Below are 12,689 nucleotides of genomic sequence, written 5' to 3' on the forward strand. Positions count from 1 at the left end.
TTAGAAATTGAGGCCACCCTCGCGGGCACCGTCGGCTAGGGCTTTCACCTTGCCGTGATACAAATAGCCGTTGCGGTCAAAAACCACCGACTGAATACTTTGAGTAGCTGCTTTTTCGGCCAAACGCTGACCTACTTTCTTTGCGGTTTCAACCGTAAAGCCTTCCACTTCACTTTTCAACTCTACTGATGATGCCGAAGCCAGCGTCTTGCCTGCTTCATCATCAATTAGTTGAGCGTAGATCGCTTTGTTTGAGCGATACACTGACAAGCGGGGACGGGTTGTCGTGCCGGATACTTTTGCACGAATCCCAAACTTAATCCGCTGCCGTCTTTCTTGCTTCTTTGCCATGTTATTTGATACCAACCAAATGGGCAGTAATTACTTCTTACTGGCTGACTTGCCCGCCTTACGACGTACAACCTCGCCCACAAAACGAATACCTTTGCCTTTGTACGGCTCAACTTTGCGAAGCGAACGAATTTTAGCCGCCACATCGCCAACTAGTTGCTTATCTGAACTCTCCAGGTAAACCTTCGGGTTTTGTCCTTTCTCCGTGACAGCTGTCGCTTTCACTTCGGCCGGAATAGCCAGAAAGATGTTGTGCGAATAGCCCAGGTTTAACTCAAGAATGTTATTGGTTACAGTTGCTTTGTAACCCACACCGATGATCTCCAGATCAAGCTTGAAGCCTGTGCTCACGCCAACAACCATGTTGTTAATGAGTGCCCGATATAGACCGTGCATGGCTTTGTGCCGCTTTTGCTCTGTTGGGCGGGTCACCTTCACCTGTGTACCGTCGAGCGATACAGTGATGTCCCGATCAACTGCCTGAGACAGGCTGCCTTTGGGGCCTTTGACGGTTACTACGTTCTCTGCATCAACAGAGAGTGTTACCGCTGAAGGCAGTTCAATTATCTTATTCCCTACGCGTGACATAGTGTTGATTCTGAATTAGTAGACGTAACACAGCACTTCGCCACCCACATTAAGTGTCCGTGCTTCCTTATCCGTCATTACGCCTTTCGACGTCGACACGATTGCCACACCTAACCCATTCAGGATGCGCGGCAACGTAGTAGCCCCGCTATACTGACGAAGGCCAGGACGACTCACCCGTTGCAGGTCAACGATAGCTGGCTGCTTTGTAGTGGGGTTATACTTCAGTGCAATTTTGATTGTTCCCTGTGGACCGGTTTCGTCGAACTTGTAGTTCTGGATGAAGCCCTTGTCGAACAACACTTTGGTAATCTCTTTTTTGATATTTGATGCAGGGATCTCCACCACCCGGTGCTTAGCACGGATGGCATTTCTGACGCGGGTCAAAAAGTCTGCTATCGGATCTGTATTCATTTCTGCAAGGAGTTACTTGCCGGCCTGTTTTAGAAAAAGGCTTGCAAAAGTACGGAAACTGTTTGAGAAATAAAACCTTACCAGCTTGCCTTGGTTACACCCGGAATCTTACCTGCACTGGCCATCTCACGGAATGTTACCCGAGAAATACCAAATTTGCGCATGTATCCACGAGGGCGACCGGTTAGCTTGCAACGGTTGTGCAACCGAACTGGTGAGGCATTTTTCGGCAGTTTATCTAAGCCAGCGTAGTCACCAGCTTCTTTGAGTGCCGTGCGCTTGGCTGCGTATTTAGCCACCATGGCCTCCCGCTTGCGCTGTCTTGCTTTGAGTGATTCTTTAGCCATTTGATTGGTTTCGCTTATTTTTTGCTAGCACCGGCAAAGGGCATACCCAAACCGCGCAGCAATTCAATGCTTTCAGCATCCGATTCGGCCGTGGTCACAAATGTGATGTCCATCCCCGAAATGCGAGATACCTTGTCAATGCTGATCTCAGGGAAGATGATCTGCTCTTTTACACCGAACGTGTAGTTACCACGTCCGTCGAATCCCTTATCGCTGATGCCTTTGAAGTCACGTACCCGGGGCAGTGCAACTGAGGTCAGGCGATCAAGAAACTCATACATCCGGTCGCCACGCAGGGTCACTTTAGCGCCGATGGGCATGCCCTCGCGCAGTTTAAAGTTTGATACCGCTTTTTTGGCAATCGTAGCTACAGCCCGCTGACCGGCAATTGTTGTCAATTCCTCAACGCCAACGTCGACCAACTTTTTATCGGCAACAGCTGCACCGATACCTTTATTGATCACGATTTTGCTAAGCCGCGGAACCTGCATCGCCGATTTATAGGCGAACTTCTCCTTTAATTGCTCAGCAACTTCGTTTACATACTTCTCTTTCAATCGTGGCATACTGGCCATTGTCTTCGTGTGTTTAATGTGTTGGAGACACAAAAACTGATTAAATCAGGTTGCCCGTCTTTTTTGAGAAGCGTTGCAACTTGCCTTTGTCGTTCAACCGACGTCCGGTGCGCGTTGGCTCACCGGTAGCAGGATCAACCAACATTAGATTGCTAATGTGGATGGTACCCTCTTCTTTCTTCAGTTCACCCTGGGGGTTCTGAGCCGTTGGCTTGATATGCTTCGTGATCATGTTCACGCCTTCAACCTTTGCCCGGTCTTTTTCCCGAATAACTTCCTTGATGACGCCCCGCTGGCCCTTGTGGTTACCCCCAATCACAACAACAGTATCACCTGTCTTGATGTGAAATTTGTGCGGAACGACTGTCTTTTTCTTTTCCATGTCAATAACCTGGGGTTTAGATAACCTCGGGAGCTAACGAAACGATCTTCATGAACTGCTTCTCGCGCAATTCGCGGGCTACCGGCCCGAAGATGCGCGTGCCACGTGGCTCGTCGTTATTGTTCAATAACACAGCCGCATTGTCTTCAAAGCGAATGTATGAACCGTCTTTCCGACGAACTTCTTTCTTTGTGCGAACGACAACGGCTTTAGACACCGTGCCTTTCTTCATGTTGCTGGATGGGATAGCAGCTTTCACCGTTACCACAATCTTGTCACCGAGAGAAGCATACCGCTTGCCCGTACCGCCCAGCACACGGATTACCAGTACTTCTTTAGCACCGCTGTTGTCCGCAACACCTAATCTTGATTCTTGCTGTACCATGGCTGCTTACTTCGCTTTCTCGATGATTTCAACTAAACGCCAACGCTTGTTCTTGCTCAACGGACGGGTCTCCATGATCCGAACCGTGTCGCCGATACCGCACTCGTTATTCTCGTCGTGTGCCGTGAACTTAGTAGTGCTGGTCATGAACTTACCATACTTTGTGTGCTTCTCTTTCCGGTCAACAGCTACGGTAATGGTCTTCATCATTTTATTGCTGGTGACCTTACCAACCCGCTCTTTCCGGGCACTCCGCTGAATACCACTCGGTTGAGTCGTACTCGGCACAACAGCCGCCGGGGTTTCTGAAACCTGTGGCTGAGTTTGCTCTTGTTGTGATTCCATTGCGTTAATAGGGCTTATGCCTGATTAGACTTTGCCGTAATCGCTGTGTTCAACCGGGCAATGAGTTTGCGACTCTCCCGGATACGCATCGGATTTTCGATGGGTGAAACGGCGTGGGCAAACGTCAATTTCTGCAGTTGTTGTTTTTCGGCTTTAAGCTGCTCCTGGAGCTGCTCAACCGACAAGGCTCTGATTTCCTGATTTTTCATCGCTACTAGATAGCCTGTGGCTTATGCCTCTTGTTCCTGATAATCCCGACGGACGATAAACTTCGTGCGAACGGGAAGTTTCTGAGCGGCTAAGCGCAGCGCTTCCTGAGCGGTTTCGAGCGGAACGCCAGTGGCCTCGAACATGATCGTGCCGGGCTTTACAACGGCCACCCAATACTCAGGGGCACCTTTACCTTTACCCATCCGTACTTCGGCGGGCTTTTTGGTGATCGGTTTGTCAGGGAAAATACGAATCCAGACCTGACCTTCCCGTTTCATTGCCCGCGTTACTGAAATACGGGCCGCTTCGATCTGACGGGCTGTAATCCGGCCAGGCTCGAGCGATTTAATACCGAATGTGCCAAAGGCGATTTCGTGTCCGCGCGTTGCTAGACCCCGGATCCGACCTTTGTGCATTTTGCGAAACTTGGTTCTTCTTGGCTGTAACATCTTATGTAAGAAGTTTACAGTCTTCAGTTTTCAGTCTTCAGTTGGTCATCCATGAGCGGACAAACTGTAAACGCTAAACTGAAAACTCATTTTTATCGTCTTCCGCCGCCACCGCCGCGATTTGGTCCACCGCCACGATTACCACCGGCACCACCGCCACCGCGGTTGTTGCCACCGGCTGCACCGCCACGATCGTTGCCGCCCCGGTCGTTACGACCACGACCACCCCGATCGCCACCGCGCTCATCGCCACGATCACGACCACGACGATCACCACGGTCGTTGCTGCCACCGGCCCGGTCACCGGCCGAGGCCTGTGTCATCAAAGCTGCTGGTGAGAGATCACGCTTGCCGTAGAGTTCACCTTTGAACACCCATACTTTGATACCGATCTTGCCGTATACCGTTTGGGCTTCAGAAAGTGCATAATCAATGTCAGCACGCAGGGTGTGGAGAGGCACACGTCCTTCCTTATACTGCTCTGAACGGGCAATTTCTGCACCACCTAACCGACCAGACACTTTTACTTTGATACCCTGAGCACCAACCCGAATTGCCGACTGGATAGCCTGCTTCATGGCGCGACGGAACGAAATCCGCGCTTCCAGTTGCTGAGCAATGGCTTCGCCAACGAGCTTGGCATCAATTTCAGGACGTTTGATCTCGAAGATGTTGATCTGGACGTCTTTGCCCGTGATCTTCTTTAATTCTTCTTTGATCTTGTCTACTTCGCCGCCGCCTTTACCAATCACAATACCCGGACGAGCCGTGTGAATCGTAAGGGTGATCCGCTTCAATGTGCGTTCAATCACAACCCGTGCAATGGCTCCCTTAGGAATACGCGCCGAGATGTATTTACGGATTTTCTGATCTTCAACAAGTTTGTCCGAAAACTCCTTGCCACCGTACCAACTCGAATCCCATCCTTTGACGATGCCGAGCCGGAAACCTACTGGATTAATCTTCTGTCCCATTCGAGTTATGCGTTTTCAGATGATTCGATAGCAGACTCGACTACCGGCAGTGCGGGGGCCATGCTGTCAATCACGATGGTGATGTGGTTCGACCGTTTGCGAATCCGGTGGCCACGGCCTTGAGGAGCAGGACGCAGACGCTTCAGCATCGTACCACCATCAACGAAGATTGTTTTAATGAACAGGTCGGCATCTTCAATCCGCTCCCCTTCATATTTCTGTTGCCAGTTGGCCACTGCTGAAAGAAGGACTTTTTGCAGTACGGCAGCACCGGCCTGCGGTTGGAACCGCAGCACACCCAACGCCTTGCTTACGCGCTGACCGCGGATCAGATCGGCGATCAACCGCATCTTACGCGGCGACGAGGGTACATTTTTAAGCTTAGCTATTGCTTCCATGTTTGATAGGCTTAGAGCGAAGCGCTTAGAACGAAGAGAAAACTCTTGGCGCTAAGCGCTAATCTCTCTGCTGTTTTACCGTTTGCCTTTGTCTTTCTTAGCCGTGTGACCACGGAAATTGCGTGTGGGTGAAAATTCGCCCAGTTTGTGACCAACCATGTTCTCCGTCACATAGACCGGGATGAACTTATTGCCGTTGTGCACAGCAAAGGTGTGGCCAACAAAATCAGGCGAGATCATAGACCGGCGAGACCAGGTCTTAACCACCGACTTTTTGCCCGAATCGTTCAGCGCCTCAACTTTCTTGTCGAGGCGATAGTCGATATAGGGGCCTTTTTTGAGTGAACGTGCCATTTACTGATTACTTTTTACGACGGCTAATGATCAACTTATTGGACGCATTCTTGGGCTTGCGGGTCTTCTGACCTTTGGCAAACTGACCGTTGCGTGAGCGCGGGTGACCACCCGAAGCCCGACCTTCACCACCACCCATCGGGTGATCGACGGGGTTCATCGCTACGGCACGAGTGCGGGGCCGACGACCCAGCCAACGATTACGACCAGCTTTACCAATCGTTACGTTCATGTGATCGGCGTTACCCACCGTTCCTACCGTTGCGTAGCAGGTATTCAACACACGACGGGTCTCACCTGAAGGCAAACGCAATACTGCATAACGCTCTTCACGAGCTACCAACTGCGCATACGTACCTGCCGAACGGGCCATAGAGGCTCCTTTACCAGGCTGCAGTTCAATGCAGTGAACAATAGTACCGATAGGCATTTTTGCCAGCGGCAGCGCATTACCCACATCGGGTGTTACGCCTTCGCCCGACTGGATAGTCTGGCCTACGGCAATGCCCTGCGGCGCAATGATGTAGCGCTTCTCTCCGTCTTCGTATTGCACCAGCGAGATGCGCGACGAACGGTTGGGATCATATTCTACCGAAACAACGGTAGCTGGCATATCGAATTTATCGCGCTTAAAGTCGATAATACGATACATGCGCTTGTGGCCTCCGCCAATGTAGCGCATCGTCCGGCGACCTGTATTATTACGACCCCCTGATTTCTTCAGAGGCTCTAACAGGCTTTTTTCGGGCTTGTTCGTAGTAAGCTCCTTAAAATCGGGAGCCACACGGAAGCGCGTGCTGGGAGTTACTGGTCTTAGTTTTCTTACGCCCATGATTACTGGTTCGGTTTGTCAGCCTATGGGATGAGGCTATAGTTCTCCGTAAATGTCGATCACCTCGCCTTCAGCGACGGTCACGATGGCTTTCTTGACGAGTGGGGTACGGCCCGTTACTACCCGTCCATTAATGTTTTTCGAGCGTTTCCGGCCCAGCTTCCTCATCGTGTTTACGCTTACCACGTTTACACCATACAGTTGCTCAACGGCTTTGGCAATCTCGATCTTGTTGGCTTTCGGATCTACCGCGAAGGCATACTTACCCAATTTGTTTTGGGCAGACATCTTCTCGGTCACGATTGGTCTTTTCAGCACGTCCATGACTTAGTTGGCTAAAATGGTTTGTAATACGTCGAGAGCATCGGCGCTGATAAGCAACTGATCGGCGTGAACCAGGTCATAGGTGTTTACCTGTGCGGCCGTCATAACACGCGTTTTTTGAATGTTGCGGCTCGACTTTACCACGTTGGTATCAACGTCAGGCAGAATCAGGAGCGTCTTTTTGTCACTCAGCTGCAGAGCGTTCAGGAAAGCAACGTAATCTTTCGTGCGGGGAGCGTCGAACGTGAAGTTTTCCAGTACTGATACGTTATTGGCCTGTGCTTTAGCAGACAGGGCCGACCGGCGGGCCAGTGCTTTTACTTTCTTGTTCAGTTTGAACGAGTAGTCGCGGGGACGAGGACCGAAGATGGTACCACCACCAACAAAAACCGGCGATTTCAAGCTACCGGCACGAGCACCGCCCGTTCCTTTCTGCTTTTTCAACTTACGCGTTGAGTGTGCGCTTTCGGCCCGCTCTTTCGTCTTATGCGTACCCTGCCGTTTGTTGGCCAGGTGCTGTTTAACGTCCAGGTAGATCGCGTGGGTGTTCGGCTCAATACCGAAAATGGCTTCCGACAAATCGACTTTCTTGCCGGTGTCTTCGCCTTTGCTGTTATAAACGATAGCTTCCATGGCGGCTTATTTTTCGATAATGACGAATGAATTTTTAGCACCGGGAATTGACCCGCTGATCACCAGCAGATTTTGCTCGGGCAATACACGCAGCACACGCAGGTTCTGCACCGTTACCCGGTTGCCACCCATCCGGCCCGCCATGCGAAGCCCTTTGAACACCCGTGAAGGGAATGAACATGCACCAATAGAACCAGGGTGCCGACCGCGGTTGTGCTGACCGTGGGTTTGACCACCCACACCACCAAAACCGTGGCGTTTCACAACACCTTGAAAACCACGACCTTTGGCTGTACCAACCACATCAACGAAGTCACCTTCGCCGAAAACGTCAGCTACCTGCAAGGTGTCGCCGAGGTTAAAGCTCTGCTCGAATTCTTTGAATTCAACCAGTTTGCGTTTAGGAGTAGTGTTGGCCGCTTTGAAGTGGCCCAGCATCGGCTTGTTCGCGTGCTTTTCTTTCTTTTCGCCGTAACCCAATTGAACAGCTTCGTAGCCATCCTTGTCCTTAGTGCGGACTTGGGTAACGACACAGGGACCAGTTTCGATAACTGTACATGCCAGAGCCTGCCCGTCCGCATTGTACACACTGGTCATCCCGATCTTTTTACCAATTAAACCAGACATTTTCTGTTTGTTAAAAAGCAGGTGAACGATTGATTAAACTCGTACGGAACGCCGTACCGCCCAAAATGGGAGCGCAAAAGTAGAAAAAACGGACCGCTTATCCAACGGCTTGTTTTTCAGGCAACAAAAAAGGCCGGGCGCATGGCACCTGACCTCCTCAAAGCAACTCACGCCCCACACAGGGCTGGCTACCGTAAAAAAATCAGATGTGGTTTCTTTTCAGACCTTCACCCGCTGTTATGTTGTCCCTTTGGCCTACGCATTTGGGACTGCAAAAGTAGGGAATTATCTAGATAATTGGTTGGTACGCCTAAAAATAGTTTTAGCCATACTGCCCCTTAGCGAAGGCTAACGCCCGGCGCTCGGCATAGGTGTGTACATCACGTGAGACCATAAAACCTACGTGGCCACCCTGAAGAGGTGTTTCAACAAACAAGCTTGGCAACTGCCTGGCTAACTCGTGCGGAAAGCATTCGGGTGATAGTAATGGGTCGTTTTGGGCGTTAAGCAGCAATGTAGGGATAGTCAGGCCGGGCATAAAATGAATAGCCGACGCTTGTTGATAAAAATCATCAGCATCACGATAGCCATTGACGGGAGCCGAGAAATAATCGTCGAAATCTTTCCACCACCGAATCTGCTTCAGCTTGTTTAGCTCAATCCGTCCGGGATACTGAGCCGCTTTCCGTATCATTTTCCCGGCCAGTTTTTTCATGAACCAGTTACGATAAAAGCGATTCGAGGGACGGTCGAGTAGCCCGGCACTGGTTTCCAGATTAACTGGTGCCGAAATAGCAATGGCCCCTTTGACGGCCTGCGGCAGGTTTCTTCCATAAACGCCGGCATATTTAAGCGTGATGTTTCCTCCCATGCTATAGCCTACCAGCATAATCTCGGCATATGCTTTCTGATTAAGAGCATGAACGACTACCTCACCAATATCGCCAATCTCGCCATGGTTATATAAACGAAAAGCCCGGTTCATTTCACCACTGCACGAGCGGCAGTTCCAAGCCAGGACGTCGAACCCATTAGCATGAAAGAGACTAGCCGTTCCTTTTATATATTGGCGGTGGCTATCGCCCTCTAACCCATGGGTGAGTACAACGAGCTTCTCGTGTTGTGGTTGACAGAGCCAATCAAGGTCCACAAAATCGCCATCGGAAAGTGTCAGGCGTTCGCGACCATACACAACCCCCGGAACCTGACGGGTAAGGCTTGGTACAATGGTCTGTATATGACCATTATATTGGTATCGGGGTGGACGGGTATACGCTGATTGAACGGTGGGCATCAACTAATGCGATTACTTGAGAGTTACAACGCTATGGAATACGCCAAATATATATCGGTCATGCTAGCCAGTATGCTCAAGTTCATTGGCGGACCGTTGGCGGGCCTTGCCCTACAATTAACCTGGATTGAAACAGCTATCTGTACCCTGGGGGGCATGATGGTGAGCGTGCTGTTGGTCGTTTTCGCCCACTCGGCTCTTGACAGATTACGGCAGCGTTACCGCAAAACGCCACCCAAGCTATTCTCAAAACGTACCCGATTTGCCGTGAAAGTATGGCGCAGGTCGGGCATTACGGGCATTGCCTTACTCACCCCTCTGCTGCTCACACCCCTTGGTGGTACCGCTCTTGCCGTATCATTTCGTGTATCGCCTATCCGCATTATTTTGGCTATGCTGATTAGTGGCGCGTTTTGGGGTCTGGTTTTTACAGTGCTGGTTTACCAGCTTCCGGCGTTGCTATAAGATACATTTGTAATGTAAGATGAAAAGACAAGTATTAGTTTCGCTACATTCCTAAGAACGTGTTGTGGAATTGAAATGAACTGGTAGTCAGGTCAACTTAGTGGTCGCCAAACAACAAATGTATGACCAAGCAGTGGAAGCCACTGACCGACCACCAGTGGGCTAATCGGTCGGTGTTCCGGTTCACCTTTCTTTGACCTTAAGCGTAAGCGTAAACACAATTTATGGCCTGTCGTAAATGCTATCTTTTGGTTGCTTCGTACTGGCTGTCAATGGCGCAACTTACTACCACAGTGGCCCCACTGGAAAGCCGTCTACTGGTACGCTAGCCCTGTATTATCTCGTTGATACCCAAGTGCGAATTTGAATAGTAGGTGTGCATGCCGCCGGGCAAGGTGATGGCCCCGCCGCCATCGATTTAGTGGGCGACCTATTGTGGCAAGTTGGTCGAGGAGTGGAGAAAGTCTTTGGTGACCAAGCTTATAATGGGACATTCGCCCGCGAACTGGATCGTTGGGGCCGGGGCGCCGGTGCGATCAAGTTTGAGAAAGCCTCGCGCCCCCCGTGGCGCGGCCTGAATCGACTCGTGGGTTTGTACCAGTAGCCAAGCGCTGGGTTATTAAAAGGGCCATCGCTTGGACTAATTTTTTCCGTCGCATCGTGAAGGACTATGAGTATGCGCTAGCTTCTTCGGTAAGCTGGCTACATCTGGTTACTATTCAGATTATGCTACAACAAATGGAGTCCAATCACCAAACATAATTTCTCAACACATTCTAACAGTGAGATCAGTAACCTGCTTGGCTACCCCTTTATAACCTGGCAACCAGATAGTCTGTCTATCTGCCACCCTTTTTAAGTCCCCACTATGCTTTTACCAAAAGGTTGCCTTTCTTCGATAAATTGTTGACGTTTGTCTAGTATGCTAAATAACTCTTAGTGGATACAACTGTTCAGTGATTACAATCAAATTCTGTTCTATAAACTAGTATATTATTTGTGGACTTAGTACTAGCAAGACAAACAACCCTATCTTTGTTGAAAACAGATGTCACGTCTATCCTGCCGAAAACGCGAGAAAATCTCGTTAACTAACTGACAAATAGATATTTATGTCAGATCCATAATGGATTAAATATTAGTTGCGCTCCACGGACTAACTGTTGAGGATAACTTCTACTCATAATCTTTGATGATTCAACGCTTAGCAATTGAGGGAAAAAACATAGCGTTCTGTATTCGGACAGAAAGCTCGTTCAAAAACGCACTCTCCTAAAATAGCTCATCAGTAAATTGCTACCGCAGGCCCTGTGACTATAAACTTTTTCCAGCCGGTTACCTATATAATTAGTATCAACAACCAATTAGACAGCAAATAAGCTATCAGCCTCAATAATGAGTCGAACACATATTACTCAAAGTCGCTCTTCAGTACCTATTGTGAATTAGTATTCTTAATTGCTAACTCGGTTTTAACTTAATTTTTCTTAATTGACCAATATGTTTTGTAGCCTAGTAAAAAACAAGGTATGACTAAGTTGAGTTACATTGATTCATTACGGGGAATCGCGATTTTGGGTGTCATAATGGTTCATGTAAACTTAAATGATCCGATAATTCTACCGCATGTTATGAATCAAATAGTGCAAAATGGTTCTAGGGGCGTACAATTATTCTATCTGGCTAGTTCTTTCACATTATGTCTGTCTTTTAAAAATAGGAAAGAAGAAATACATACCAAAAAGAATTTTTTCTTGAGGAGATTTTTCAGGATAGCCCCTTTATATTACATTGGTATTATATATTATTTGTATCTAAATGGATTGAGTTATGAAAATATTTTTATGAATACCGAACTTTTGATAAAAGGATTGGCAAATTTTTTATTTATTCACGCTTTTAATCCGTATTGGATAAATAGTCTAATCCCAGGAGGTTGGTCGGTAGGTGTTGAGGTTATTTTTTACTCTATTTTTCCGTTTCTGTTTCCCAAAATAGCAGATTTACGTCAATCAATATATTTATTTATATTTAGTATATTATTGAATTCTCTAATAAATTTCTTGTTTAATAACTACTTTGTATTTAATAAAACGGCTATTATAAATGAATACATGTACATGTATTTTATAAATCAACTACCAATTTTTGCTTTAGGTATAATTATGTACTTTGTATTGTATGAACGTAATAATGTGACGGTTAAAACAGGGAAACCTTTGTTAATGCTAAGTGTATTGATACTCATTCAGTTATTTACAAGGACAAATCTTCTGTTTCCCGAGCACATTCTGTTTGGACTATTTTTCGTGGTTTTTAGCGTGTCCCTGAGTTTATATAGAGTGTTTCTTTTTGACAATTTTATAATTAATTACATCGGAAAAATTAGCTTTAGTATGTATCTTATACATTTCGTCGTAATAGGCCACATTCAAAAAATAAAAAGCGGGCTTTTTTTCAATGAAAATAACATATATATATATATAGTCAACTTTGCAGTTGTGCTCTTGCTCACAATAATATTTTCTTCTATCTCTTATAGACTCATAGAACTTCCTTTTCAAAAATTAGGCCGAAACCTAATAAAAAATCAAAGTGTTGCAAAAAAAGCTCAACAAGTTAACGAAAACTGAACGATTTTGATTTCTCTTTGAGAAGGTATATAAGTTTTAACAGTTCGGCCTTACTGACACATAATTAAATCTGTTGGGATACTGTCTATCAGCAATATAGCCAGTTACT

The 12,689-nt window shown here is 47.8% G+C and carries 21 protein-coding genes; 3 read left to right on the forward strand and 18 right to left on the reverse strand.

From position 1 onward, the window contains the following. The 18 genes from rplR to J2I47_RS13545 all read right to left on the reverse strand — a co-directional run bounded on the left by rplR (position 1) and on the right by J2I47_RS13545 (position 9,482). Positions 1-351 (reverse strand): 50S ribosomal protein L18, encoded by a 351-nt coding sequence (rplR, locus tag J2I47_RS13460; RefSeq protein WP_207365110.1) that lies wholly within the window; start codon positions 349-351, stop codon positions 1-3. 30 nt (positions 352-381) lie between these two features. Continuing rightward, positions 382-939: a 50S ribosomal protein L6 gene (rplF, locus tag J2I47_RS13465; RefSeq protein WP_207365111.1), complete on the reverse strand. Its 558-nt coding sequence runs from the start codon at positions 937-939 to the stop codon at positions 382-384. A 15-nt stretch (positions 940-954) separates the two neighbouring features. Further along, positions 955-1,353 (reverse strand): 30S ribosomal protein S8, encoded by a 399-nt coding sequence (gene rpsH / locus J2I47_RS13470; protein ID WP_207365112.1) that lies wholly within the window; start codon positions 1,351-1,353, stop codon positions 955-957. Positions 1,354-1,430: 77 nt separating this feature from the next. After that, entirely contained in the window at positions 1,431-1,700 is a 270-nt protein-coding gene (gene rpsN, locus J2I47_RS13475; RefSeq protein WP_207336211.1) for a 30S ribosomal protein S14, read from the reverse strand. Positions 1,701-1,714: 14 nt separating this feature from the next. Continuing rightward, a complete protein-coding gene (gene rplE / locus J2I47_RS13480; RefSeq protein WP_310587667.1) occupies positions 1,715-2,275 on the reverse strand; it encodes a 50S ribosomal protein L5 in 561 nt (186 codons plus the stop codon). Positions 2,276-2,315: 40 nt separating this feature from the next. After that, positions 2,316-2,657 carry a 50S ribosomal protein L24 gene (rplX, locus tag J2I47_RS13485; RefSeq protein ID WP_207365113.1) on the reverse strand — a complete coding sequence of 114 codons (342 nt, stop codon included), beginning with the start codon at positions 2,655-2,657 and terminating at the stop codon, positions 2,316-2,318. A gap of 16 nt (positions 2,658-2,673) precedes the next feature. Next, the gene (rplN, locus tag J2I47_RS13490) at positions 2,674-3,042 is read right to left on the reverse strand and encodes a 50S ribosomal protein L14 (protein ID WP_015334425.1); all 369 of its coding nucleotides are present in this window, start codon (positions 3,040-3,042) and stop codon (positions 2,674-2,676) included. Positions 3,043-3,048: 6 nt separating this feature from the next. After that, positions 3,049-3,303, reverse strand: a complete 255-nt coding sequence (gene rpsQ, locus J2I47_RS26575; RefSeq protein ID WP_310587670.1) for a 30S ribosomal protein S17 — start codon at positions 3,301-3,303, stop codon at positions 3,049-3,051. 98 nt (positions 3,304-3,401) lie between these two features. Next, positions 3,402-3,596, reverse strand: coding sequence for a 50S ribosomal protein L29 (gene rpmC, locus J2I47_RS13500; protein ID WP_207365115.1), 195 nt, complete (start codon positions 3,594-3,596; stop codon positions 3,402-3,404). A gap of 21 nt (positions 3,597-3,617) precedes the next feature. Further along, complete coding sequence (rplP, locus tag J2I47_RS13505; RefSeq protein ID WP_207336207.1) at positions 3,618-4,046, reverse strand: 50S ribosomal protein L16; 429 nt, start codon at positions 4,044-4,046, stop codon at positions 3,618-3,620. A 92-nt stretch (positions 4,047-4,138) separates the two neighbouring features. Continuing rightward, entirely contained in the window at positions 4,139-5,020 is an 882-nt protein-coding gene (rpsC, locus tag J2I47_RS13510; RefSeq protein ID WP_207365116.1) for a 30S ribosomal protein S3, read from the reverse strand. A 5-nt stretch (positions 5,021-5,025) separates the two neighbouring features. Next, entirely contained in the window at positions 5,026-5,418 is a 393-nt protein-coding gene (gene rplV / locus J2I47_RS13515) for a 50S ribosomal protein L22 (protein ID WP_207365117.1), read from the reverse strand. Positions 5,419-5,493: 75 nt separating this feature from the next. Further along, on the reverse strand, positions 5,494-5,772 hold the full coding sequence (gene rpsS, locus J2I47_RS13520) for a 30S ribosomal protein S19 (protein ID WP_207336204.1): 279 nt from the start codon (positions 5,770-5,772) through the stop codon (positions 5,494-5,496). A 7-nt stretch (positions 5,773-5,779) separates the two neighbouring features. After that, entirely contained in the window at positions 5,780-6,604 is an 825-nt protein-coding gene (rplB, locus tag J2I47_RS13525) for a 50S ribosomal protein L2 (protein ID WP_207365118.1), read from the reverse strand. 36 nt (positions 6,605-6,640) lie between these two features. Beyond that, positions 6,641-6,928, reverse strand: a complete 288-nt coding sequence (gene rplW / locus J2I47_RS13530) for a 50S ribosomal protein L23 (RefSeq protein WP_207365119.1) — start codon at positions 6,926-6,928, stop codon at positions 6,641-6,643. 3 nt (positions 6,929-6,931) lie between these two features. Further along, positions 6,932-7,561: a 50S ribosomal protein L4 gene (gene rplD / locus J2I47_RS13535; RefSeq protein ID WP_207365120.1), complete on the reverse strand. Its 630-nt coding sequence runs from the start codon at positions 7,559-7,561 to the stop codon at positions 6,932-6,934. A 6-nt stretch (positions 7,562-7,567) separates the two neighbouring features. Next, positions 7,568-8,188 carry a 50S ribosomal protein L3 gene (rplC, locus tag J2I47_RS13540; RefSeq protein ID WP_207365121.1) on the reverse strand — a complete coding sequence of 207 codons (621 nt, stop codon included), beginning with the start codon at positions 8,186-8,188 and terminating at the stop codon, positions 7,568-7,570. A gap of 322 nt (positions 8,189-8,510) precedes the next feature. Then, positions 8,511-9,482, reverse strand: coding sequence for a YheT family hydrolase (locus tag J2I47_RS13545; protein WP_207365122.1), 972 nt, complete (start codon positions 9,480-9,482; stop codon positions 8,511-8,513). Between the two features lie 33 nt (positions 9,483-9,515). Here J2I47_RS13545 and J2I47_RS13550 point away from each other — a divergent pair, with 33 nt between their 5' ends. The 3 genes from J2I47_RS13550 (at position 9,516) to J2I47_RS27005 (ending at position 12,580) form a co-directional block, all read left to right on the forward strand. Then, on the forward strand, positions 9,516-9,947 hold the full coding sequence (locus J2I47_RS13550) for a hypothetical protein (RefSeq protein ID WP_207365123.1): 432 nt from the start codon (positions 9,516-9,518) through the stop codon (positions 9,945-9,947). Positions 9,948-10,199: 252 nt separating this feature from the next. Next, the gene (locus J2I47_RS26580; RefSeq protein ID WP_229374593.1) at positions 10,200-10,295 is read left to right on the forward strand and encodes a transposase; all 96 of its coding nucleotides are present in this window, start codon (positions 10,200-10,202) and stop codon (positions 10,293-10,295) included. Positions 10,296-11,476: 1,181 nt separating this feature from the next. Continuing rightward, on the forward strand, positions 11,477-12,580 hold the full coding sequence (locus J2I47_RS27005; protein ID WP_207365124.1) for an acyltransferase family protein: 1,104 nt from the start codon (positions 11,477-11,479) through the stop codon (positions 12,578-12,580). Positions 12,581-12,689: the final 109 nt, after the last annotated feature.

The organism is Fibrella rubiginis, from assembly GCF_017353185.1.
Lineage (GTDB): Bacteria > Bacteroidota > Bacteroidia > Cytophagales > Spirosomataceae > Fibrella > Fibrella rubiginis.

Bases quoted from the DNA above. Each gene is read 5' to 3' on its own strand.
- rplC (WP_207365121.1), bottom strand. From the start codon at position 8,188: ATGTCTGGTTTAATTGGTAAAAAGATCGGGATGACCAGTGTGTACAAT.
- rpsC (WP_207365116.1), bottom strand. From the start codon at position 5,020: ATGGGACAGAAGATTAATCCAGTAGGTTTCCGGCTCGGCATCGTCAAA.
- J2I47_RS27005 (WP_207365124.1), top strand. From the start codon at position 11,477: ATGACTAAGTTGAGTTACATTGATTCATTACGGGGAATCGCGATTTTG.
- rplD (WP_207365120.1), bottom strand. From the start codon at position 7,561: ATGGAAGCTATCGTTTATAACAGCAAAGGCGAAGACACCGGCAAGAAA.
- rplE (WP_310587667.1), bottom strand. From the start codon at position 2,275: ATGGCCAGTATGCCACGATTGAAAGAGAAGTATGTAAACGAAGTTGCT.
- J2I47_RS13545 (WP_207365122.1), bottom strand. From the start codon at position 9,482: ATGCCCACCGTTCAATCAGCGTATACCCGTCCACCCCGATACCAATAT.
- rplV (WP_207365117.1), bottom strand. From the start codon at position 5,418: ATGGAAGCAATAGCTAAGCTTAAAAATGTACCCTCGTCGCCGCGTAAG.
- J2I47_RS13550 (WP_207365123.1), top strand. From the start codon at position 9,516: ATGGAATACGCCAAATATATATCGGTCATGCTAGCCAGTATGCTCAAG.
- rplX (WP_207365113.1), bottom strand. From the start codon at position 2,657: ATGGAAAAGAAAAAGACAGTCGTTCCGCACAAATTTCACATCAAGACA.
- rpsH (WP_207365112.1), bottom strand. From the start codon at position 1,353: ATGAATACAGATCCGATAGCAGACTTTTTGACCCGCGTCAGAAATGCC.
- rplB (WP_207365118.1), bottom strand. From the start codon at position 6,604: ATGGGCGTAAGAAAACTAAGACCAGTAACTCCCAGCACGCGCTTCCGT.
- rplF (WP_207365111.1), bottom strand. From the start codon at position 939: ATGTCACGCGTAGGGAATAAGATAATTGAACTGCCTTCAGCGGTAACA.
- rplR (WP_207365110.1), bottom strand. From the start codon at position 351: ATGGCAAAGAAGCAAGAAAGACGGCAGCGGATTAAGTTTGGGATTCGT.
- rplN (WP_015334425.1), bottom strand. From the start codon at position 3,042: ATGGTACAGCAAGAATCAAGATTAGGTGTTGCGGACAACAGCGGTGCT.
- rplP (WP_207336207.1), bottom strand. From the start codon at position 4,046: ATGTTACAGCCAAGAAGAACCAAGTTTCGCAAAATGCACAAAGGTCGG.
- rpsS (WP_207336204.1), bottom strand. From the start codon at position 5,772: ATGGCACGTTCACTCAAAAAAGGCCCCTATATCGACTATCGCCTCGAC.
- rplW (WP_207365119.1), bottom strand. From the start codon at position 6,928: ATGGACGTGCTGAAAAGACCAATCGTGACCGAGAAGATGTCTGCCCAA.
- rpsN (WP_207336211.1), bottom strand. From the start codon at position 1,700: ATGGCTAAAGAATCACTCAAAGCAAGACAGCGCAAGCGGGAGGCCATG.
- rpmC (WP_207365115.1), bottom strand. From the start codon at position 3,596: ATGAAAAATCAGGAAATCAGAGCCTTGTCGGTTGAGCAGCTCCAGGAG.